Source organism: Lactiplantibacillus songbeiensis (assembly GCF_005405125.1).
In the GTDB taxonomy this organism is placed as follows: Bacteria; Bacillota; Bacilli; order Lactobacillales; family Lactobacillaceae; genus Lactiplantibacillus; species Lactiplantibacillus songbeiensis.
Genome location: NZ_BJDL01000013.1, coordinates 19,218 through 41,842, shown reverse-complemented (window position 1 = coordinate 41,842; position 22,625 = coordinate 19,218). Strand labels below are relative to the sequence as shown.

Genomic DNA, 22,625 nt, shown 5'->3' with positions numbered 1-22,625 from the left:
TCCCTTCAATCGTCCTACTTACGACGCCGCTTAAAGAATGGTGGCGTATCCAAAGGATCATTATGATCCTCATTAGCTTGATCAGCCGCCTGACTATTGTCGTTAAAAACATCAAAATCAGTCTTTTCAACATTTTTAAATTCAGACGAACTTTGACTAGGTTTCGGCCGAGTATTACTTGGATCCCGACGAATATCCCAGTTACCAAACGGATCGTTATGATCCGTATTGGGTTGGTCTTGAGTCGCATTAGCGTTTTGGTTAGTGCCAGCTTGATGTTGATTATCAGCAGGCGTACTGAACATGCCACCGCGTTGCTGTGTCTTTTCACTACGACTGTGTCCAGCTTCTTTTAATTCTTCGCGCTTTTGATCAATCCCGGTCGCAATGACGGTGACCCGAACTTCGTCGCCAAGACTTTCATCGATCGATGTCCCAAAGATAATGTTAACATCAGTCGTTGCCGCTTGTGACACAATGTCGGAAGCAGCTTGGGCTTCATACAAGGACATGTCTGGGCCACCAGTGATGTTCAATAAGACTTGTTCAGCACCATCGATTGACACTTCCAGTAATGGTGATGAAATGGCTTCCTTGGTGGCGTCGGCCGTCCGGTTTTCACCGCTAGCGGACCCAATGCCCATTAACGCTGAGCCTTGGTTTTGCATAACAGTTTTCACATCAGCAAAGTCCAAGTTAACGTAACCAGGTGAGGTAATCAAGTCAGAAATCCCTTGAACCCCTTGACGTAACACGTTATCAGCTTCTTGGAAGGCTTCCATCATTGGCGTCTTCTTATCAACGATTTCTAATAAGCGATTATTAGCAATAACGATCAACGTATCAACATTGTCCTTCATCTGGGCAATGCCTTCTGCGGCGTTACGTGCCCGCTTAGGCCCTTCAAAGGTGAAGGGCCGGGTCACAACCCCGACCGTTAATGCGCCAGAATCTTTGGCAATCTTGGCAACCACTGGTGCGGCCCCGTTACCAGTACCACCGCCCATACCAGCGGTGACAAAGACCATATCGGCCCCTTGTAGGGCTTCAGTTAAAGCTTCTTCACTTTCCTGAGCCGCTTTTGAACCGACATCAGGATTAGAACCAGCACCTAACCCACGAGTTAGTTTCGGTCCTAATTGAATTTTAGTTTCTGCATTTGACGTTTGTAAGGCTTGCACATCCGTGTTAGCCACAATGAATTCGACGCCGTTAACGTCTTCGGCAATCATTCGATTAACCGCGTTACCGCCACCGCCACCAACGCCGATGACTTTAATATTAGCCCCTGAATTCTGGGTTGAATCTAAAGAAAATTCCATAATTTTTCCTCCGTCATTCCTATCCTATTAATCGAAAAAGTGATTAAAGAAGTTTTTAAAGCGACTAAGACCACTTTCCTGATCTGGGTGCTGCTGTTTAGCAGGTTGTTTTTTAGTTGTTTTAGTCGGCGCTGATTGAACTGGTGCAGGTTGCGAGCCAGTTGCCGGTTGACTTGGCGCTGGTTCTGAGAAGTCCAAGGCGACACTCGCACGAGTATCACCCGTTAAAGCACTCTTAACCAACAAGGCCACTTCACTTAAGGCCGCTTGATATTTAATGACTGCTAATGCTTCATCAAATGACGGATGTCTTAAGCCCATTTGATTGGGGGTGAAGACCCGAACGCGCGTCCCAAAAATTTGGCTCGCCAAATCAGTAATCCCTGGCAAGGCCGCAACCCCACCAGTTAAGACGACGCCACCTGGTAAATCTAAGGCATGGATATCATCTAAATGCTGCTTCAACTTATCGAAGATCTGGTCTAACCGCGCTTCAATAATTTCAGCTAAGTACTGTTCACTAATTTGTGTGGGGGTACTTTGACCAACAACTTCAACTGGAAATTCGTCTTCATCAGACGTTTGCTCAGCATCAGCATTACCATAATCACGCTTTAACTTTTCTGCATTCTCAATTGACGTATTCAAGACGACCGAAATATCTTTGGTGATATATTGGCCCCCTTCTTGATCAACGTAAGTATATTTAAGTTGATGATCATGAATCACAGCTGCAGTTGTTTGACCACCACCCATATCCACGATAATCGACCCAAAATCTTGTTCACCGTCATTTAAGACTAATGAACTTAACGCTAATGGGGCAATCACGATTTGTTCAATCTGCAAACCGGCTTTTTCTATCGCTTTGCGCGTATTGTGAATAATCGTTTTTGGCCCTGTAAATAGGGTCCCATGCATTTCGAGGCGCACCCCGACCATCCCACGTGGATCTTTAATGCCGTCAAAACCGTCGACAACAAATTCATCGGGAATCACATCGAGAACTTCACGTTCTGGTGGTAAGCTTTGAACCAAAGCTGCCGCCGCAACATTCTGAACATCCTCATTATTGATTTCTTTTGATTCATCAGCTACCGCAATCATCCCGCGGCAACGTTCGATTTTAACCAAGTTTGCAGGCACACCCGCAATAATTTTCTTAATTTCGATACTTGCTTTTTCTTCAGCTTGGCGTACCGCTGATTTAATTGCGGAAGCAGCCTTGTCAATATCGACAATGACTCCGCGACTCAGACCATTAGAACGTTCGCTTCCCACACCAATAACGTTCATTTGTCCCTTTACACGTTCAGCAACAATGACTTTTATTGAGGTGGTCCCTATATCAAGTCCGACATAAATTCCTGAATTATCCATAATAGAGGAACCTCCTAGTAATTACATAAATATCCAAAGATTTTTGTTAACATATCCAATTATCCCCTAGTTTACCATATCCGCAGGCCTTTTAAAAAGGTCTGAGCCAGCATTCTAATCAATTATGCGACTTTTTAAACGAATATGAATAAGCCCCAACTTCGAGGTTGATGATTCCCGGCTGTTTCATCTTGGTAGCGATACCAGCATAATAACTCATTTTGCTAGCAAACGTGTCGATGGTGGCATACACTTCATTGCCATCATTCATGTATAAATGGACCCGTTCCGCATTCGCCTTATTCGGTGCATATTTAATTTCAGAAATATTATGTTTAACCGCATCAGGTAACTTGGCATATTGGGCAATCATGTGCTGCAAGCGCGTCCCGCTCTTAAAATTCGCGTAGATTGGGTAAGTCCCACTTGGTTGCGCATAAGTCGGCGTCATAATGCGACCGTTTTCCAAGACTTGGCGATACCGATCACCAATACTCAAATAGCCCGCAATCCGAATCTCGCTGACTTTAATCGTCACGTGATTCAGTCCTGTCAGCTTCGTGGTTACCTTGCCAATTTGCTGATTGGTTTGACGAGCGACTTGACTAGTTTGGTGGTCATGGCCAATGATCGCCCAAATAGACGTCCCAGGATTAATCTTAGTTGCCCGCTGAACCTGTTTGGACGTTAACTTTTCAATCCCCGTTACCTGCACCGTCTGCACATGACTCAATGGTGAGATGAAATACCCGGCAATCGCCATCCCCACTAAAAAGCCGCTAATTAAAATAGCGGCCCGTTTAGTGACTAGGCGTTGACGCTGATGTTTCAACTTTGGTAATTTGTCGCCAATCCGAACCCGTTTCCCGGTCCAACTAAAATGCCGTTGCTGTTCAGCTTGACGATTTTCGGCAGCCTTACGTTGATACCGTTCCCAGGGGGTTAGCTGGTCTAAAGGCTTTTGCTGCTTGGGTTGCCGTTTAAAAAAGGCCATCACACCCACCCTTTCACTTTAAATCGACGTTAGCGGTTAATCGCCGTTTCTAGCACGTTTAACAGTTGATCGGCAGCATCAGGCATGCCGAGTTGTTTCGCATGCTTAGCCATCGTCTGACGGGCATCTGCATGCAACATTAAGCTGTCTAAAGCCGTTAGTAACGTTGGCGCCGTTAAATCGGCTTCTTTGACTAGTTGCGCGGCGCCCGCATCAACTAAACTTTGCGCGTTCTTAGTTTGATGATCGTTCGTGACATACGGACTAGGCACTAGAATTGACGGAATACCTAACGCGGTAATTTCGGCAATACTAGTAGCGCCGGCCCGCCCGAGAATGGTCTCAATCTCCGGTAAAATAGCCGGCATATTTTTGATGTATGGTACGATTTTAACATTCGGTGCCAACGGTGTCTGGCCCAGACCATTCTTAATTTTGTCATAGTGGACTTGACCAGTTACGAATAAGGTCTGATAAGGGCGTTGATTTAATTCGGGAATCGCATCAACGGTCGCTTGATTGATCCGTGCGGCCCCCCGACTACCCCCAAAAATCAAAGCAGTTGGTTGATCATCCTGTAGTCCTAATGCCTTTAAAGCCGCCGTTTTTTCGATGTTGGCTACTTGTTGTGCACGGGGGTTACCCGTCATGACAACTTTCTTCGCTGGAAATTGTGACCGCGCACTCTCAAATGAAATCCCAATCTTATCAACAAAATGACTTAAGAACTTGTTCGTCACGCCGACAACGGAATTTTGTTCATGAATGACCGTGGGAATGTGCATTTGGCTAGCCGCAAAGACGACTGCCCCACTGACATACCCCCCAGTTCCGACCACAACATCCGGCTTAAACGCCTTGATATACTTACGTGCAGTCCCAACACTCTTTAAAAATAACCAGACGGTCTTAAAGTTCTGTAAGGACAACGATCGTTTGAATCCTTGAATCTTAATCGTTTTAAAATCAATGCCCCGTTCAGGAACAATCCGGCTTTCAAGCCCACGATGTGTCCCCACATACAAGACTTCGGCCTGCGGATCATGCGCTTTGAGCGCGTCAATTAACGCGAGGGCCGGGTAAATGTGTCCACCCGTCCCGCCGCCTGAAATCATCAGTCGCATTACTTTTCTTCCGCCTTTCCAGTTAAGTCTTCAACCGCTTTAATATACCGGTCGCCACGAATTTCGAAGTTCGGGTATTGATCCCAGCTCGCACAGGCTGGTGATAACATAATAACGTCGCCAGGTGCGCTTAGTTTCCAAGCCGTTGGAACCGCGGTTTCACAGTTTTTACTAAATTCAATGTCTTTAATTCCGGCTAACTTACCAGCATCGGCCATCTTTTGGGCCGTTTCACCAAACACGATCAACGTTTTAACATGATCCTTTAACGCTGGCGCTAACTTTTCAAAGGTATTTCCACGATCCAAACCACCCGCTAATAACACGACTGGTTGGTCGAAACCTTTTAAGGCCATCTCAGTAGCCACAATATTGGTGGCTTTAGAGTCATTATAGAATTGACGGCCTTCATAAGTTTCAACATATTGGGTCCGATGCCGGACACCAGAAAATGTCTTCAACACTTGCACGATGCCAGCAGTTGGCACATCTTCAATCTTGGCCACGGCGATCGCTGCTAAGGCGTTTTCAACGTTATGGTCCCCAGGGATCTTGATATCCTTAGCCGCCATGATGAGTTCATCCTTAAAATACAAGTTACCGTCTTTTTCATAAGCGCCCGTGGTCGTCTTGTCTTGCCGCGAAAATGGGACGACTTGCGCCTTAGATTGTTCACTCAAGCCACGCCATTCTTCTGAATCCCAGTTAACTACAAAGTAGTCATCCGCCGTCTGATTCATCGTAATCCGCATCTTAGCTTTGATATAGTTCGCCCGAGAACCATGGTAGTCCAAGTGAGTTGAATAAATATTCGTTAAGACCGCAATATGGGGATGTAAGGTTTGAATCCCACACAACATAAAGCTCGACAGCTCCGTCACCATCGTGTCCGTTGCTTGGGCCTTTTGGGCGACAGCCGAAGCTGGTACCCCAATATTCCCGGCAACATAAGCTTTACCGGCATTTTGGCGTTGATTCAACATCATCGAAATCAAAGTCGTGGTCGTGGTCTTCCCATTGGTCCCCGTAACCCCAATTAATTCACCGGATAAAATCTGTGACGCTAATTCGACTTCCGTAATGACCGGAATGCCCTTTTCAATGGCACCGGCCACAATCGGGTTCGTGTATGGAATCCCAGGATTTTTAACGACGACTTTAAAATCTTCGTCAAGTAAAGATAAGGGGTGACCACCCGTGATCACTTTGATACCATCGCTCAATAATTCTTGAGCGTCTGGATTATTATCAAAGTCCTTTTTATCGTTAACGGTCACAAAGGCTCCCAGCTTGTGCAACAAGCGGGCCGCGTTCATCCCGCTTTTCGCTAAACCTAATACCAATACTTTTTGATTACGATACTGTTCAACCGACTCCATGTCCTAAGATCTCCCTAAATTTGTTTAGTTAAATATTTTTATTAATGCTTATCGTTTCACCTATAATTTTACTTATTTAGCCACTTATTTAATACAGCAGTTACGTTTGGTGCTAGTTGAAATTGCTGTCTGCCGGTTGGTTTCTAAAATACTAGCCGCCAACGACACGGCTAAATGACTGAACTGAAAATAATCATTCGTTGATTCTTTTATATCCGTTAGTTAACGCCGGGCGGGCCAGAATTGGCTCAATGGTGTCATTTATCTTAGTCGGTGATTTTCCGACTTAGATAAAGCCCGGCTTGGAAGACCGTTCTTTGGCTTCCAAACGTGGCCACCACGTTCCAGCCGATTCTGGCCCAACCAGAGTGGCAATTTAACCCAACTAGCACTAAGTGTAACAATTATTAACGTGTCACTAAATAATCGTGGCAACACTAATAATGGCCGTCACTAATCCAATTGACCAGAAAACGATGTCAATCTTCCATTCGCTCCAGCCTTTCATTTCAAAGTGATGGTGAATCGGACTCATTAAGAAAATCCGCTTCCCAGTTAACTTAAATGAGGCAACTTGTAACATGACTGAGGCTGTTTCGATCACGAAGATCAAGCCAATAAAGAGTAATGATAATTCGTGATGCAATAAGATAGAAACAGCAGCCAAAGCGCCCCCTAAAGCTAGTGAGCCCATGTCACCCATAAAGATTTTAGCTGGCTTATGGTTGTAAACGAAGAACCCTAATAATGACCCGACGACTGCTAAACAGAACATCGCAACATCGAGTTGGTGCTGATGCAACGCAATAATGCCGTAAGCACCAAAGGCAATCGTGGCTTGACCTGCGACTAACCCATCAAGGCCATCGGTTAAGTTGACTGCGTTGGAGAATCCAACTAACCAGATAATGACAAAGATAATGTACCAGATACCTAAAGACCAATCCCCCAAACCTGGAATATGCAAGCCCATTGGCAAGTTTTCATGCTGATAGACCAAGGTGAAAACAATGGCTCCCACAATTTGGCCCAATAATTTCTGCCAAGCTTTTAGGCCTTCGTTTTGTTTTCGCCATAACTTGATACTGTCATCCCAGAAACCTAAAGCCCCGTATAACACAAGAATAAACATCAAAATCCAAGTGGTTGGCCGTAATTGACCTTGCCACCAGCCCACCCAAATCGTCGTGACTAGGATGGACACAATGAAGAGCAAGCCCCCCATCGTTGGTGTACCGGATTTCTTTTCATGCCATTTAGGACCCTCTTCACGGATCATCTGGCCTTCTTTACGTGCCCGGAAATACCGAATCAATGACGGCATCAAGGCAAACACAATAATAAAGCTACTAATGAGCGTAGCGACCCATTCAATTAAACTCAACACAATTCTCCATTCTACAACTTAGTCGTTTACTTTAATTTTACACTTAATCCTTGTTTAGCGTCGATCGGATTGCCAGCCGTGATACTTTGCATATCGACATAACCAGTCCCACTCGTCGCCAACTTCAAGCCAGTCAACGAGGCAAAATCAGCCACTTCACTAGCCGACCAACCGACAACATTTGGCATATACATCTGTCCGTTAGTGACCAGAATTACCCGTTGTTTATTGCTTAAGACCGTCCCAACTGACACTGATTGTTTGACGATCCGTGAGCCTTTACCCACGATAATCGGGGTCACACCAATCTTTTTCGCCGTAGCTTTAGCCGTCTTAGTCGACTTGCCAGTCAAATCTTGCATCTTGACCGACTTCGTCTTAGTCTCACTGGCCTTTTGTTCATCTAAGGCTCGCTGCATGACTGGTTTAAAAATCTCCGCCATGTCATCGGAAGCTGAGGTCGCGCCCAGTGTCGGTTGCTTCATTGTAATATACATAATATATTTTGGATGCTTAGCGGGCGCCATCCCGACGACCGAATAAAGATACGAATCGTTTCCAACCGCATAAGTCGACCCATTACTAACTTGCGCCGTCCCGGTCTTAGCTGCAATCCGATACCCTTTAATTTTAAACGCCGTCCCAGTCCCGTAAGACTTATAGACCACATCTTGCATGTGTTTCAAAACCGCATTCGCGGTCTTAGACGTCACCGGCTGGCTGACAACTTTAGTTTTTGCCTGATAAACCGTCCTTTTCGTATTTGGGTTCACCACTTTCGACACAAAGTATGGCTGTAACATCTTACCATTATTCGCAATAGCCGTGAACCCACGTAACATCTGCATCGGCGTCACTTGAATTCCTTGACCAAATGACGTATCCGCTTGTTCGATCGGATAGGTGAATTGAATCGAGCCTGTCTGCTCATTCGCTAACCCGGTATTCGTACTGGTCCGTAATCCAAACCGTTTAATATATTTCAGCCACGTCTTGGCACCCATCGTTTGTTCCAAATGGGCCATCGCCACATTACTTGAAAGCGCAAACCCCTTCGCATAGGTGATATTCCCCCAACCAGCGGTATTCCAATCAGGAACCGTCTTACCGCCAATCCGGTATTCCCCAGTCGGCACGGTGATGTTTGGGTTATAGTTGCCGCTATCAATCGCGGCGCCCATCGTAAAGACCTTCATCGTTGATCCAGGTTCGTAAGTATCTTCGACGAGTAAATTCCGCCACATCTTTGATAGCCCGGATTGCGTCTGAGCATTAAAGGTTGGCCGCTGACTCGTTGCCAGAACCGCCCCGGTCTTTGCATTAATCAATGTCGCCGTCATCGCTTTAGGATGCACGAGACTATTGACCGTCGACATTTTAGTCTCGAGCAACGTCTGCAGTTTACTATCAATCGTTGTATAGACATTGTCACCATTCTTAACCTTGGTGCCACCAGTAGTTTTACCTTGATAGCCACTTGCTGTAACCGTCTTGTGACCATCTTTACCTGACAACTTATTATTAAAAGCCAGTTCCAGTCCCATTGAGCCTGTCAACCGAGTTTGTTCGGTCCCTTTAATGGCTTTAGAAGTCGTTAAACCAATCAAATGTGAGGCAAACATGCCATTCGGATATAGCCGCGCTTCAGACTCGATAAAATGTAACCCACTAACTTTCGTCGCTTGGATCTTCTCCTTGGTCGTTAATGAAATATTCTTACCGGCCGTTCCAAATTCAACTTGGAAAGTTCCTGACTTGGCCTGTAACGTCTTTAACGCCTTTTTGTAACTAATCGGTAAATACTTAGCCAAGACTTTAGCCACTTTAGCCGGATATTTAACGTATTCAGCCTGACCATCCGCACCTTTTTGATTCTTAGCGACAATCGCATAAATCGTATAGGTACTCGTGTCTTCAGCAATCGCCTCGCCGTTGGCACTATAGATAGTCCCGCGCTTAGCGGCAACCGTCTGATCTTCGGTATATAATTTTTTCGTAGCCTCCGTCAGGTTGACCCCCGCAACGTGGTGCCCGATGGCAATATACGAAAAACGAATGATCAAAACACCAAAAATCGCAATCGCACCAAAGAATAGCCATTGGCCAAAGATGCGACGATTTTGTTTTGGTGACCGTTTCGAAGTCATTCGTTGTTTGTTCTTATTCATTTGTAAACATTCCTTATGCTACCGTTGTTGAGCGTCAACCCGTACTTTTTAGCCACTTTGTTGAGCCGCGTTCGGCTGGAAAGTTCACTGATTTGTTGTGAGGCTGAAGTGTTGCTGGCCTGAACTTTCGTGATTTTCGTTTGTACCGCTTTCAACTGGCTTTGCGCATCCCCGACCGCAATGTTCGCTGAAACTAACGCCAAAGCTAAACTAAAAATAATTAAACTGAAACCGACACATAACACCTTTTCAAACTTTGAAAACGGAACCCGTTGCGTCTGAACAGCGGGGTTCGGCGTTACGACGGTTCTATGTACCGGGGTTGTCGAAACACCGGGGGTCTCACGAGGAAGCTCCCGCGCCAATCCATTTTGGGCCATTGTCATTCACTCCTTTTAAAGCTAATTATGTTTTTCGTTTAAACGTTCAATCACACGTAATCTTGCACTGCGCGCCCGCCGGTTAGCGGCGATTTCTTCGGCACTCGGTACAATCGGTTTGCGACTCACTAACCGATAATCTGGTTGCATCTCTGCTGGGATCACGGGTAAGCCAGGTGGTAATTCTGGTAAATCACTATGTTCCTTAAAAATCGCCTTCACTAACCGATCTTCCAATGATTGGAAAGTAATCACACTGACCCGACCATGGACATTAATCAAGTCAACCGCTTGTTCTAAAGACGTTTCTAAGACCCCTAATTCATTATTAACGGCAATTCGAATCGCTTGAAAGACCCGCTTGGCCGGATGTCCTCCCGTCCGTCGTGCCCGCGCCGGAATCGCTTCTTTAATAATGTCAACCAATTGGCCAGTCGTCTCAATCGGAGCAATCTCACGATGCCGTTCAATCGCGCGCGCCACTTGTTTGGAGAACTTTTCTTCTCCATAGCGATAAAAGATTCGCACCAAATCGGCATAAGGCCAAGTATTGACGACAGTTTGCGCCGTCAGATCAGCACTTTGATCCATTCGCATATCTAAAGGTGCATCATGCTGATAAGAAAAACCGCGAGCTGCATTATCAAACTGGGGTGATGAAACACCCAAGTCATACACGATTCCATCGACCTGATCAATCCCACGGGCGGTCAGCTCAGTGCGTAAGTTAGCGAAGTTACTTTTGATAAAAGTGACCTGACCACTAGCCAAGTAATCAGCGAGATTATCTTGGTTATAATCAATCGCCGTTTGATCCTGGTCAAAGCTGAATAAGTGCCCGGTTGGCCCTAATTGCTTCAAAATTTCACGAGAATGACCCCCACCGCCCAACGTACAATCAACATAAATGCCGTCAGGTTTAATAGCTAGCGCTGCAATGGCTTCGTGTAATAAAACAGTGGTATGTTCAAATGTTGCCACAAGTTGACCTCCTTTCTTGGCTCTCTTTTTTAAAAATCAATCAAATTCTCAGCTAAGTCATCGAAATTAGCGGCCGTCTCCGTCTCATAAGTCTGCCACTTTTCGGCACTCCAGATTTCAAACCGGTCGGAAACACCGACAATCACACATTTCTTCTCTAATTTTGCGTATTGACGCAAAGGTGCGGGCACCATGATACGGCCCTGCTTGTCTAATTCACATTCGGCGGCCGCAGCGTAGAAGAAGCGGACAAATGCCCGTGCATCCTTCTTCGTCAGCGGCAAATCATCTAATTGCGCCTGTAAGGTGGCCCAACGCGCTTGGGGATAGCCGAAGATACAGCCATCCATCCCACGCGTGATCACAAAACTTGGTCCCAATAGCTCCCGAAATTTAGCGGGGATGATTAATCGACCTTTAGCATCCAAAGCGTGTTCAAATTCACCGAAGAACATCGTCGCTGCCAAAGTCAATCAACCCCTTTCATTAAACATAATTAAGTCTACCACACCCCCCCACTTCCTACCACACCGATTTGTTACTTTTCGCAATTGTTAAGAAATATTATAAAAAATCCCCACCTAACGACGTTTCATTAGGTGGGGACTAGTGGGACTTATTTATATTTAGGGGCCAACTTTGGCAAGCACAAAGCAGCCAAACGCAATCAAATAAACCAAAATCGTTACTAAATCGGTCGCCCGCCAATAAAGCCGAAAGAAGCGTCCGTAAAGGATTTCACCCCGTTGTAAGACTTCTAATAACGTCAATCCAATGCCCATAATCATTAACGACAACATTTCATACGGTACAATCGAACTTTCCGTTGCTTGCAACGTCAAATAGTGAGTAAAGATAATTAATAATGGCGGCCAAAAATCAATTAGTAAGAGCGTTTTCGGCCAATGACGTTTAAAGACCCGTTTGAGTCCCCAAAAGATGATGGCCACAACCACTAGCAACCCTAATTGCCCGAGCCAATTTGTAAACAGGTCATGCATTCGACGCCCTCCTATCAGTATCGGTCTTATTATAGGGATTCTAGGCCGACTTTTCAACGTCAGTCACCCGTTCTATAATGGGAGCAATCACTTTACTTAACGGAGGTAGTGCTATGCGACAGACTTTTTCCATCGGCGCCGACGGTTTACTAACGACCGGTCATGCGCAAGCGACCCGCTATTGGATCAACATCGAACGTCCGACAACGGTTGAAATCAATCAGTTAGTTCAGGAATTTAGTTTTCCTCGTGACTATTTAACCGCCGTTTTAGATGACGCCGAAATCTCACGAACCGAACAACTTGATCAACCTAAGCAAACGCAACCAGGCTTAATCATCATGCAATTCCCTAAATTAACCACTAGCGACCTAGGCTACTTGGAATATCAGGTCTACCCATTTGCTTTAATTCTGACGCAAAATGTCGTCTTGACCGTTAGCAACTATCCGGCGAGCTTTATTCAAGATTTTGTCATGGATCCCGATTCGTCGCGCTTGAGTCTTGCCGACCATGAAAATTTTGTGCTAGCCATCATGTGGTACATCGCCCACGCCTATGTGCAGGCTCTGGCCAACATTAATGCCAAAACAAACATCTTAGAACGACACCTGACCCGTGCCACGCGTAATGAAGAAATCTTTCGCATTATGGCTTATCAAAAGTCCTTAATTCGCTTTAATGCGGCGCTCACGCAAAATGCCCCCATTTTAAAAGCCGTGGAAGCTTCGGCAACCCGGTTTAATGCCGCCGACCATCAACAACTCATTACTGACATTTTAATTGAAACACAACAAGCTGCTGACATGACGAAAACCACTAACCAAATCTTGCAACAATACAGTCAAATGGTGAGTGCCGTCATCTCAAATAACTTGAACGATGTGATGAAAGTCTTGACGTCATTAACGATTATTTTAACGATTCCCACCATTATTGGCGGTATCTATGGCATGAACGTCCACCTACCAGGGGCTGGCCTTGTGCATGCCTTTAGTTGGATCATGCTCGGTACGATTCTACTATGCGTGATCAGTCTGGAATACTTACGAAATCATGACTATTTCTAATTGACGATTGAAAAAAACCGGATTCCACGTTAAACTATGAAAGAATTACTAAAAAAGTGTGGTGCATACTAAACTTATGAAGAAGAAGAAATCGACTTTTCAAATTATCACGATGGTCGTTATTTGGTTAATGATCATTTCAACCGTCGGCGCGTTAGTCTTACAAGCGTTATCCGGCTTAGGTTTACTTGAATTTTAAAAAGGTTACTGAAGACAAAAACGGTAGGTCAGCAAACAACGCTGGCCTACCGTTTTATCTTGATTTACTTATTCCGACGCTGGTTCAGCATCGTCAGCACTCGCTTGCCGATAAACTTTCCGCGGCTTGCTTCCTTCTGACGGGCCCACAACCCCACGTTCTTCCATCTCATCGACAATCCGAGCCGCTCGATTATAACCAATTCGGAACCGTCGTTGTAACATCGACACACTAGCTGACTGCTGTTCCGTCACTAATTCAACGGCATCGGCGTAATATTCATCCTCACCATCACGCGGATCATCACCGTCTTCATTGGCTTCATCATCTTTAACCAGCATACTATCATCATATTCGGCAGTCTGCTGATCCTTAATAAAGGTCACAACTTCTTCAACATCATGGTCTGAGATATACGCCCCTTGGACCCGCAATGGTTTATTCATCCCCATCGGTTGATAGAGCATATCCCCACGACCCAACAGCTTTTCAGCCCCATTACTATCAATAATTGTTCGTGAATCCGTCCCACTCGAAACGGCAAATGCCATCCGTGATGGAACGTTGGCCTTGATCAGCCCCGTAATGACGTCAACGGATGGGCGTTGCGTCGCCAAAATCATATGAATTCCAGCAGCCCGCGCCATTTGACCTAATCGAATGATGGCATCTTCCACTTCACTCGAAGTCACCATCATTAAGTCGGCTAATTCATCAACAATCACGACAATATAAGGTAAAGTTGGTCGATTTTGACCATCGGCTTGATTTTGTTTCTGAATATAATCATTGTAACCTTGCATATTACGTTGCTTAGAATCCGCAAAGAGTTCATAGCGCCGTTCCATTTCAGCCACGACTTTATGCAACGCGCGCGCGGCCTTTTTCGGTTCGGTCACAACGGGAGTCAATAGATGCGGAATCCCATTATAGACCCCAAGTTCTACTTTCTTAGGATCAATCAGCATGAACTTCACTTGATCCGGCTTCGTATTCATTAACAGACCAGTAATCATAACGTTAATGGCCACGGACTTCCCGCTCCCAGTGGAACCAGCAATCAACAAATGCGGCATTTTCGCTAAGTCAGCCATGACTAAGTTTCCAGAAACATCGCGGCCCAATGGGACTTGCAATGGTTTCTTTGGGTGTGCCGGCTGTGCTTCCACAATATCACGGAATGAGACCGTCGAAATTTGCTTATTCGGTACTTCAATCCCAATTAAAGACTTCCCTGGAATGGGCGCTTCAATCCGCAGATCTTTAGCCGCTAATGCTAAAGCTAAGTCATCGGCCAAATTAACGACCTTACTAACTTTAACCCCGACCGCCGGATGCAATTCATATTTCGTTACCGATGGCCCTAAGCTGACATTCTTCACTTCGACTTTTACACCAAAACTATCTAATGTCGTCTTTAATTTGGCGGAGTTGGCCTCAATTGTTGCATATTCGGCGCTTTGATCCGTCTTGGGAATCTTCGTTAATAAATCAGATGTTGGTAAGCGATAATCTGAGGTATCGACTGGTGCGGTCCCAGCTAATGGCGTTTCTGCTTTCGCTGGCGCTTCTTGTTCACTAGCCACCACAATTTTAGGCGCTGTTGATACCGGGGCTGCTGAAACGGGAGTGGCCGGAGTCGCTGCTTGTGGGGCTGGAGCTGGTTGTGACTTAGCTACTGGCGCTGGGGCAGTCGATGGTGCTGGTGCTGACTGATTATTTTCCCGGACTTGCTGGTGAACCCGATAACGAGCATATTGCACTCGGACATAGTGAGCCACGGTCTGATAAGCATCTTTAACATGGGCACTCGCCACCATTAACCAGTTACGAATGGCTAAAACTGTCTGATGGAATGGTAAATTAAAGACAATAAAAATCCCAGTAATGATTAAAATAATAGCGACTAAAATCGTCCCTAAATTTGCGACCAATGGATAAGTCACACTATAACCAGCCGCGCCGACTAGCCCCCCACCAAGGTGAATCGAAACACCACCCTTGGCAAAATCATTCTTAATCAGATTCCAAGTGATCGCCCAAAATTCAGTATGCCGATTCAACCGGTTAAACATTGGAATCTCTAGTAGCAGTAAATAACTAAAGAAAATCAAATTGCCACCAAACCAGCGACGCCAACCCAGCCGGGGTAACCGGCCAAAAATCATGACAAAGCCCAGTACTCCGAGTGTTAAAATGGCTAAGAGTTGATAAGCATCACCAGCAATAAGGCGGAAACATTCCGCAAAAAAAGTCCCGATAAGGCCCAGATTAAATAACGCAAAAATGGTGATCAAGACCCCAATCAAGCCCACCACATTACCGGTCATTTGATGTTGCGCAGCCGCTTTCGTGGTCCGTTTAGTCCCGGTTGTCCGCTTCTTTTTAGTTGTTCGTCGCTTTTGCGCCACGTTATAATCGTCCTTTCTATTTAAATAATCACAAGTTTATTTGAACTTAGGTCGTATTAATCGCCTATTAACTTCAGCTTGTCACTCTGGTTGTCCCAAACATAATTATATACGCTTGGTGCCAGTTGAAATTGCCGCCTGCCGGTTGGGTCCTAAAACGCTGGAACGCCAACGACACGGCTGAGCATTTTAGAAATCAACGGCTCGGCTAAATGACTGAACTGAAAATAATCAATCGTTAATTTTTCAATTCCCGTTAGTTAACGTCGGGCGGGCCAGGATTGGCTCAGTGGTGTCGTTTATCTTAGTCGGTGATGTTCCGACTTAGATAAAGCCCGGCTTTCGAGACCGCACTGTGGCTCGAAAACGTGGCCACCACGTTCCAGCCGATTCTGGCCCAACCAGAGTGACAATTTAATCCAACTAGCACCAAACACAATTACATCTATTGTACCAAACCTACGTTCGGAATCCTAACTTTTTCATAACGTCAAAAAACGCGCGGACTCTGCTCAGCCGCGCGTCGTCTGCCTATTTTAGTTTGTCGTTTTCATAATGATGTGACCGTTCCAAACTTAAAAAGTTTTGTTGGCGCAAGGCTTCATAGATCACAATAGCCGCTGAATTGGATAAATTCAACGCGCGGATATGCGAATCATCTTGCGGAATCCGAATCGCCTTTTCTGGATAACGACGCATAAAGGGTTCCGGTAATCCCGTCGTTTCCTTACCAAATAAGAAATAATGATCCTTACTGGTATCACTATAATCGACATCGGTATAGTCATGCTCGGCAAATTTAGAGACTAAATACAAGTTGTCTAAGTCTGGCACGCTAGCTAAAAAGTCCTGTAAATCCGCGTGATATGTAATATTCACACTATCCCAGTAATCTAGGCCGGCGCGCTTTAAATGTTTGTCATCCACTTTAAAGCCTAAAGGTTCAATAAGGTGTAAAGCGGTATCGGTTCCGGCACAAGTCCGCGCAATGTTCCCCGTGTTAGCGGGCATTAATGGTTCAAATAATGCAATATGATTTGTCAAAATAAGTCTTCCTTTAATTGTAATATTATTGAATATCATACCATGACTCAACCAATCTAGCCTAGCCCTTCCCAACAGAAAGCTAATTATTCGTATCTTGAACAAACTTACTTTATACTGATCGCTGTAACTTAGATTAGAGGAGGAATTTAACTTGAAAATCATGATTATTGGGGCAACTGGGATGGCTGGTTCGGCCATCACCGCCCAAGCATTAACACAAGGCCACACGGTCACCGCAATTGGCCGTTCCACAGAAAAATTGGCCAAGTTAACACCAAATGATCACCTAACTACCGTTGCTAAAGACGCCTTTGCCTTAACTAAGGCCGACTTAACGGCTGTCGATGTCGTCGTCGATGCCATGGCAACGCCACCCGCTAAGGCTTACTTGCACGTTGACTTAGCAACTAAGTTAGTCGCCATGTTACGTGACACGACGGCTCCCCGCCTAGTCTTTATCTTAGGGGCTGGGAGTTTGAAAACCGGTGCCGATCAACATCTCTTAGTCGACGATATCGCTGCTGATCCTGCGAACGCGGCGTTTGTTGCCATTCCCCAAAACCAACTTAAAGAATTAACTTTCTTGCGGACAGTTGATGATGTCAACTGGGTCGGCATCTCACCAGTCGCCGACTTTCATGCTGGTCCCGCCGTACCAGCGCACCTTGGTACTGACGACCTGTACGTCAACGATCAAGGTATCTCCGCGACCAACTCTGGCACCATGGCCGTGGCCGTTTTAAATGAAGTCACTCAACCAGCGCATCATCAGATCCGTTTCACAGTTGCTAATCAGTAACCATTTTCAGCTAATTTTAATTACCCCCTCAGTAAAACATGCTATGCTAACTGGCATAACACAGTTCACTGAGGGGGATTTTTTATGAAGACCCGCTTAACCGGGCGTGAAACAGTCTTTATTGGCGCCATGCTCTTTGGCTTATTCTTTGGTGCCGGTAATCTGATTTTTCCAATCTACTTAGGTCAACAAGCTGGTGCACATGTCGGCACTGCAATCATTGGGTTACTCATTACCGGGATTGGTCTCCCACTATTAGGGGTGATGGGCATCGGCTTAACGCGCAGTGCCGGCGTATTCGAACTGGCCACTAAAGTCAGTCGGCCTTACGCTTATTTATTCACATTTGTGCTGTACCTGACCTTAGGACCCTTCTTTGCAATGCCGCGATTAGCGACCACGGCCTTTCAAATTGGCTTAGTTCCGTTTTTGAGCCACTCGCAACAGCCCTTAGCGTTGCTCGCCTTTTCAGCCGCCTTCTTCGGACTAACTTGGCTATTGGCGCGCAATCCAGGCAAAATTATGACTTACGTTGGCAAATGGCTGACGCCGTTATTTTTGATCTTGCTAGGTAGCCTAATGTTAGTAGCCTTAATCAAGCCCTTAGGCAACTTCCAAGTAGCCGCACGTGGAGCCTATCAAAGCCAACCGCTGCTGGCAGGCTTTACAGAAGGTTACAACACAATGGATGCTTTAGCGTCCTTGGCCTTCGGGATCGTCGTCATTGATGCCATTAAAGCACTAGGCGTGAGTGAACCTGGTCAAATTGCGAAAGATACCATTAAAGCTGGAATCATTTGTGTCGTTCTAATGGGCGTCTTATACGGCGTCTTAGCACTAATGGGCACGATGAGCCTCGGTCGGTTCGCCCCGGCTGCAAATGGTGGCATTACGTTAGCCCAGATTGCCAATGCGTATTTTGGGTCCTTTGGTAACGTCCTACTCGCACTAATTGTGATTATCGCTTGCTTAAAGACAGCGGTCGGCCTGACCTTGGCCTTTGGTGATACCTTACAAGCAATGGTTCCAGCGTTCAGCTATCGTTGGCTGATTATCTTTGCCTGTGTAATTCCAGCCGTGCTCGCTAACATCGGCCTCACTCAATTGATTACTTATTCAACGCCAATCCTAATGTTATTGTATCCACTCGCCATCGTTTTAATTGGCCTAGCTTGTTTATCACCGTGGTTAGGGACCTCACGTTGGCTGTATGCCATGACAACAGCTTGGACTGTGATTCCAGCTATTTTAGCCGGTTTAAATGCCCTACCAGCGTCATGGCAACAAACTGGCTGGCTACAGTTGTGCCAGCAGTTAAATGCTGCCTTGCCTTTAGCGCAGCTCGGACTTGGCTGGACAGTACCGGCGTTAATTGGCCTCATTCTAGGGGTAATTGGACAACGTGTCACCCAGCATTAACTTTTTCACGCTTTAATGGTCATTTTCATCAAAGTTAAAGGTCTCAAGTGCAACCTGACATCAGCCAGAACACTCGAGACCTTTTTTAGACCGTAAAAAAACGCAGTATTTCGGTGTGGGCACGGCGAAACGCTACGTTAATGAAGTTCAACTCGGTAGTCACCAACGATGTTGATCGATGTTAGCTACCAAACGATTTCTCAATGGCAATCTTAACACCGGCTTACCAATCATGCAAGCGCCCTTAGCTTACTTTTCCTTAGTCATGGTTAACAAGCTGACATCCACCGTAATTTTAGGTAGACCAGTTTGAACGGCTTGCGCTAAGCTGTCAGCATCAGCCCCCCAATGTAGCGGCGTCATGACCATTAAATCATTGAAGTCAACCGTACTGAGATCAAACTCATAATGGATAACCTGTTGTTGTGCTGTCGGATAATGTTGCTTGAATAAGTCAATCACCCGTTGATTATCATAGTGGTACTGGCGATCAGTCGGCTTAAACAACAAGTGCCGCAATTCAATCAGGTAGTCACTATTCGGGACCACTTTTAACAACTGTCCACCTGGTGCTAAGACGCGTTCAAACTCACGATAAGCTGATGGTGAAAAGACATCCATAATCGCCGTGAACGCTTCATCCGTAAATGGCAACTGCGCCAAGTCAGCCACACAATAATAAGCCGGCGTGGTTAATTGAGTCGCTAAGTTAACGCCAGCTTTACTAATATCAAAGCCAATCCCGACATCTTTTGCATTGGCATGCAGATCTAATAAGTCCGCTAATGGCGTCCCTTCCCCACTCCCAATATCTAAAATACGTTGTGGCTGCGCATTTAGCTGCGCGTTAATTGCCGTTACAATGGGTTTAAAGAACCCGGCTTGTAAAATCCGCCGGCGCGCCGCTAACATCGCTGCGTCATATTCACTTTGAACTTGGTGCGTCAAAAAATATAAGGTCCCTTTTTTAGAAAAATCTAATTCATGCCCATTGGGACACTTGAGGGTATGGTCTTCGACGGCACTGTAGGGTGCGTCACAAACTAAGCAGCGAAATAAGTTTAAATGCTGTTGCACAAACTGACTGCCTTGATCTATTTTCTTCACTATTTTCACACTTTCCAAATTTATCTTAGTCCCACGTTTGGTGCTAGTTGGCTTAAATTGCCACTCTGGTTGGGCCAGAATTGGCTGGAACATGGTGGCCACGTTTGCAAGCCACAGAACGGTCTCGCAAGCCGGGCTTTATCTAAGTCAGAAAATCACCGACCAAGATAAACGACACCACTGAGCCAATTCTGGCCCGCCCGCCGTTAACTAACGGATATTTAAAAATTAACGATTGATTATTTTCAACCCGGTCATTTAGCTGAGCCGTTGGTTGCCAAAATGCTTAGCCGTGTCGTTGACCTTAGTGCGAGTATTTTTCCCGAATTTAGGCCAAGGCCAGCTTTGAAGACCGGTTTGGCTTCAAAATGGTCCATGGTGTTCCAGCGTTTTAGAAATCAACCGGCAGGCGGTAATTTCAACCAGCACCAAGCGTATTATTCCCATCATACCATATGTTCACAATTCATTAGACTGAGGTCGCTGACTCAAGTTGAAACTAAATAGTCGCAATGTCGATTTTACTATGCTATCTTAAATAACGTTCTAAAAAACATTGAAAGTTGCGACAAATTTTTTGTGCGTGAATTGCAAACTCAACCAGTTGCAAAGGAGCAAAAAATTATGGCTAAAAAGTCAAAAATCGCGAAAGAAAAACGGATTGAAGCGACAGTTGCCAAGTACGCCGCCCGCCGCGCAGAATTAAAGGCTGCCGGTGATTATGCCGGGCTAGCAACTTTACCACGGAATGCCTCACCCGTTCGGATTCATCGGCGTGACCATTTAGATGGCCGCCCACACGCCTACTTACGGAAGTTCGGGATGTCTCGATTAAACTTCCGCCGCCTAGCCCATGCCGGTCAAATTCCCGGTGTGCGTAAAGCTAGTTGGTAACCCAATATAACGTCAATTAAAAATGAGCAGTGCCCGCAATTGGTGGCACTGCTCATTTTGTTTAAGGTTCATTTTTAAATTGTTCCAGTTGTTTTAACCCAGCTACAATACTGGCTTTGGAATAATGCCCAGCTTGTAAGGTCGCGTCATCGTAATGATTGAGCGTCTGATAGAGCCATAAAGCTAGCTGAAAGAATTGATCCTCAGTCATCGCATAGCGCAACTGTAACAAGCGCGTGGCCGCTTGTTGATACTGTTGATCATGGATCAATTGCCGCAACTCTGCTTGATGTGGCAATGCCGGTCCAACCGTCCCCGGAAAGACAATCTCCGTATTGGGACTGTCCTTAGCATGGGCCAACAAATAACCAAAGCCTTCTGCCAAAGAATGAATCTGTCGCAGAATAAAATCACTTTCTTCCGCCATCGTCGATCTCACTTTCTTCATACAAACCAGATTGAGCTTGATACCAAACAAATAAATGGGTCACTAAAACTTTTAAGATGGCATAGCCTGGAATCCCGAAAATGACCCCCATTAAGCCAAAGATCTTCCCACTGACTAACAACACAATCAAAATCGTCACCGGATGAATGGCTAGACTACTGCCTAAGACTAATGGCGAAATAACGCGCCCTTCAATCGTCTGCTCGATCACAAAAACAATTAACACTTTCACTAGCATCCAAGGCGAGATCACTAACGCAATCACCACTGACGGCACCATCGCTAAGAAAGACCCCAAATATGGAATCAAATTCAAAATACCAGCTGCAATCCCTAAAGTTAAGGCGAATTTCAAGCCAATAATCCCATACCCAATGGCAAACATCACTGCCACAAAAAATGCGACAGTTAATTGGCCCCGAATATAGTTACTGACTTGTGAATTAATCTCCGTCAGCACTTGTAAAAAGCCGGCCCGACCTTTAGTTGGCACAAACTTGGCCAAATACTTTGGTAATTGATGGCCATCTTTTAATAAGTAAAACAGAATAAACGGCATCGTAATCAGACCAATGACCACCGTCGTGACCGTGCTGACCACACTCGTGATGGAAGAAACCGTTCCGGTTAAATACTTGGTAACCTTACCACTTAGTAACTTGCTGGCATCGGTATTCCACTGATCCAATTGATCACGAAAGACGGATAGCTTTGGATCATTCATCCAATGATTGAGCTCGTTACTGGCATTGTGCCAATAAGTTGGCCAGTCGTTAATAATGCCTAAGGTCTGCGTGCGAATGACTGGAATCAAGGCAACAATCCCCCAAATAATCAGGCCTAGTATCAGTACAAACAACCCAATAATCGTCCACGTCCGGCGAATATGATACTTTTTTTCCAACCAATCTACCAGCGGGTTCATCAAGTAATACAAGACCCCAGCTAAGATAATCGGAAAACCCACAATACTAAAGAACTGCTGCACTGGCGTTAGCAGCCAAGTCACCTGTTTGCCTAAAAAGGCACAGGCTAACACTAATAAAATAATGATCAAAACCCGAATCGTTTTTTGCCCCGTCCAGCGGGCTACGGTTGGTTTAGTCTTCAAAAAA

General features: G+C 45.5%; 21 protein-coding genes. 5 read left to right on the top strand and 16 right to left on the bottom strand.

From position 1 onward, the window contains the following. Window positions 1-14: 14 nt before the first annotated feature. The 11 genes from ftsZ to FFM77_RS05715 form a co-directional block, all read right to left on the bottom strand. Complete coding sequence (ftsZ, locus tag FFM77_RS05765; RefSeq protein ID WP_137634808.1) at window positions 15-1,322, bottom strand: cell division protein FtsZ; 1,308 nt, start codon at window positions 1,320-1,322, stop codon at window positions 15-17. A 27-nt stretch (window positions 1,323-1,349) separates the two neighbouring features. Next, the gene (gene ftsA, locus FFM77_RS05760) at window positions 1,350-2,702 is read right to left on the bottom strand and encodes a cell division protein FtsA (RefSeq protein ID WP_137634807.1); all 1,353 of its coding nucleotides are present in this window, start codon (window positions 2,700-2,702) and stop codon (window positions 1,350-1,352) included. Between the two features lie 118 nt (window positions 2,703-2,820). Continuing rightward, complete coding sequence (locus tag FFM77_RS05755) at window positions 2,821-3,696, bottom strand: cell division protein FtsQ/DivIB (RefSeq protein ID WP_137634806.1); 876 nt, start codon at window positions 3,694-3,696, stop codon at window positions 2,821-2,823. Window positions 3,697-3,725: 29 nt separating this feature from the next. Next, window positions 3,726-4,820: an undecaprenyldiphospho-muramoylpentapeptide beta-N-acetylglucosaminyltransferase gene (gene murG / locus FFM77_RS05750; RefSeq protein WP_137634805.1), complete on the bottom strand. Its 1,095-nt coding sequence runs from the start codon at window positions 4,818-4,820 to the stop codon at window positions 3,726-3,728. Next, window positions 4,820-6,199 (bottom strand): UDP-N-acetylmuramoyl-L-alanine--D-glutamate ligase, encoded by a 1,380-nt coding sequence (gene murD / locus FFM77_RS05745; protein ID WP_137634804.1) that lies wholly within the window; start codon window positions 6,197-6,199, stop codon window positions 4,820-4,822. Before murD ends, murG begins: the two co-directional genes overlap by 1 nt. A gap of 418 nt (window positions 6,200-6,617) precedes the next feature. Beyond that, on the bottom strand, window positions 6,618-7,583 hold the full coding sequence (gene mraY, locus FFM77_RS05740) for a phospho-N-acetylmuramoyl-pentapeptide-transferase (RefSeq protein WP_137634803.1): 966 nt from the start codon (window positions 7,581-7,583) through the stop codon (window positions 6,618-6,620). Window positions 7,584-7,612: 29 nt separating this feature from the next. Next, window positions 7,613-9,754 carry a penicillin-binding transpeptidase domain-containing protein gene (locus tag FFM77_RS05735; protein WP_137634802.1) on the bottom strand — a complete coding sequence of 714 codons (2,142 nt, stop codon included), beginning with the start codon at window positions 9,752-9,754 and terminating at the stop codon, window positions 7,613-7,615. Next, entirely contained in the window at window positions 9,751-10,134 is a 384-nt protein-coding gene (gene ftsL / locus FFM77_RS05730) for a cell division protein FtsL (RefSeq protein ID WP_137634801.1), read from the bottom strand. The genes FFM77_RS05735 and ftsL overlap by 4 nt, the downstream gene beginning before the upstream one ends. A 21-nt stretch (window positions 10,135-10,155) precedes the next feature. Then, entirely contained in the window at window positions 10,156-11,115 is a 960-nt protein-coding gene (gene rsmH / locus FFM77_RS05725) for a 16S rRNA (cytosine(1402)-N(4))-methyltransferase RsmH (RefSeq protein ID WP_137634800.1), read from the bottom strand. Between the two features lie 29 nt (window positions 11,116-11,144). Continuing rightward, window positions 11,145-11,570: a division/cell wall cluster transcriptional repressor MraZ gene (gene mraZ, locus FFM77_RS05720; protein ID WP_137634876.1), complete on the bottom strand. Its 426-nt coding sequence runs from the start codon at window positions 11,568-11,570 to the stop codon at window positions 11,145-11,147. Window positions 11,571-11,741: 171 nt separating this feature from the next. After that, window positions 11,742-12,116 (bottom strand): DUF3397 domain-containing protein, encoded by a 375-nt coding sequence (locus FFM77_RS05715; protein ID WP_137634799.1) that lies wholly within the window; start codon window positions 12,114-12,116, stop codon window positions 11,742-11,744. 113 nt (window positions 12,117-12,229) lie between these two features. Between FFM77_RS05715 and FFM77_RS05710 the strand changes: the two genes are divergently transcribed. Beyond that, window positions 12,230-13,186, top strand: a complete 957-nt coding sequence (locus FFM77_RS05710; RefSeq protein ID WP_137634798.1) for a magnesium transporter CorA family protein — start codon at window positions 12,230-12,232, stop codon at window positions 13,184-13,186. Window positions 13,187-13,262: 76 nt separating this feature from the next. Next, window positions 13,263-13,385: a DUF4044 domain-containing protein gene (locus FFM77_RS05705; protein ID WP_137634797.1), complete on the top strand. Its 123-nt coding sequence runs from the start codon at window positions 13,263-13,265 to the stop codon at window positions 13,383-13,385. 68 nt (window positions 13,386-13,453) lie between these two features. On the opposite strand, the gene FFM77_RS05700 is transcribed toward FFM77_RS05705, so the two are convergent. Both FFM77_RS05700 and FFM77_RS05695 read right to left on the bottom strand, forming a co-directional pair. Beyond that, complete coding sequence (locus tag FFM77_RS05700) at window positions 13,454-15,796, bottom strand: DNA translocase FtsK (protein ID WP_137634796.1); 2,343 nt, start codon at window positions 15,794-15,796, stop codon at window positions 13,454-13,456. Between the two features lie 531 nt (window positions 15,797-16,327). After that, window positions 16,328-16,840 carry a tRNA (cytidine(34)-2'-O)-methyltransferase gene (locus FFM77_RS05695; RefSeq protein ID WP_137634795.1) on the bottom strand — a complete coding sequence of 171 codons (513 nt, stop codon included), beginning with the start codon at window positions 16,838-16,840 and terminating at the stop codon, window positions 16,328-16,330. Between the two features lie 154 nt (window positions 16,841-16,994). Between FFM77_RS05695 and FFM77_RS05690 the strand changes: the two genes are divergently transcribed. Further along, entirely contained in the window at window positions 16,995-17,642 is a 648-nt protein-coding gene (locus FFM77_RS05690; protein ID WP_171001566.1) for an NAD(P)-dependent oxidoreductase, read from the top strand. Between the two features lie 84 nt (window positions 17,643-17,726). Further along, complete coding sequence (gene brnQ, locus FFM77_RS05685; protein WP_137634794.1) at window positions 17,727-19,061, top strand: branched-chain amino acid transport system II carrier protein; 1,335 nt, start codon at window positions 17,727-17,729, stop codon at window positions 19,059-19,061. A gap of 249 nt (window positions 19,062-19,310) precedes the next feature. Here the strand turns inward: brnQ and FFM77_RS05680 are convergent, their stop codons facing one another. Then, on the bottom strand, window positions 19,311-20,168 hold the full coding sequence (locus FFM77_RS05680; protein ID WP_137634793.1) for a methyltransferase domain-containing protein: 858 nt from the start codon (window positions 20,166-20,168) through the stop codon (window positions 19,311-19,313). 624 nt (window positions 20,169-20,792) lie between these two features. Between FFM77_RS05680 and rpsN the strand changes: the two genes are divergently transcribed. Beyond that, entirely contained in the window at window positions 20,793-21,062 is a 270-nt protein-coding gene (rpsN, locus tag FFM77_RS05675) for a 30S ribosomal protein S14 (protein ID WP_137634792.1), read from the top strand. Window positions 21,063-21,123: 61 nt separating this feature from the next. Here rpsN and FFM77_RS05670 read toward each other — a convergent pair whose 3' ends face one another. Then, entirely contained in the window at window positions 21,124-21,489 is a 366-nt protein-coding gene (locus FFM77_RS05670) for a DUF6483 family protein (RefSeq protein ID WP_137634791.1), read from the bottom strand. Beyond that, on the bottom strand, window positions 21,473-22,621 hold the full coding sequence (locus FFM77_RS05665) for an AI-2E family transporter (protein ID WP_137634790.1): 1,149 nt from the start codon (window positions 22,619-22,621) through the stop codon (window positions 21,473-21,475). The genes FFM77_RS05670 and FFM77_RS05665 overlap by 17 nt, the downstream gene beginning before the upstream one ends. Window positions 22,622-22,625: the final 4 nt, after the last annotated feature.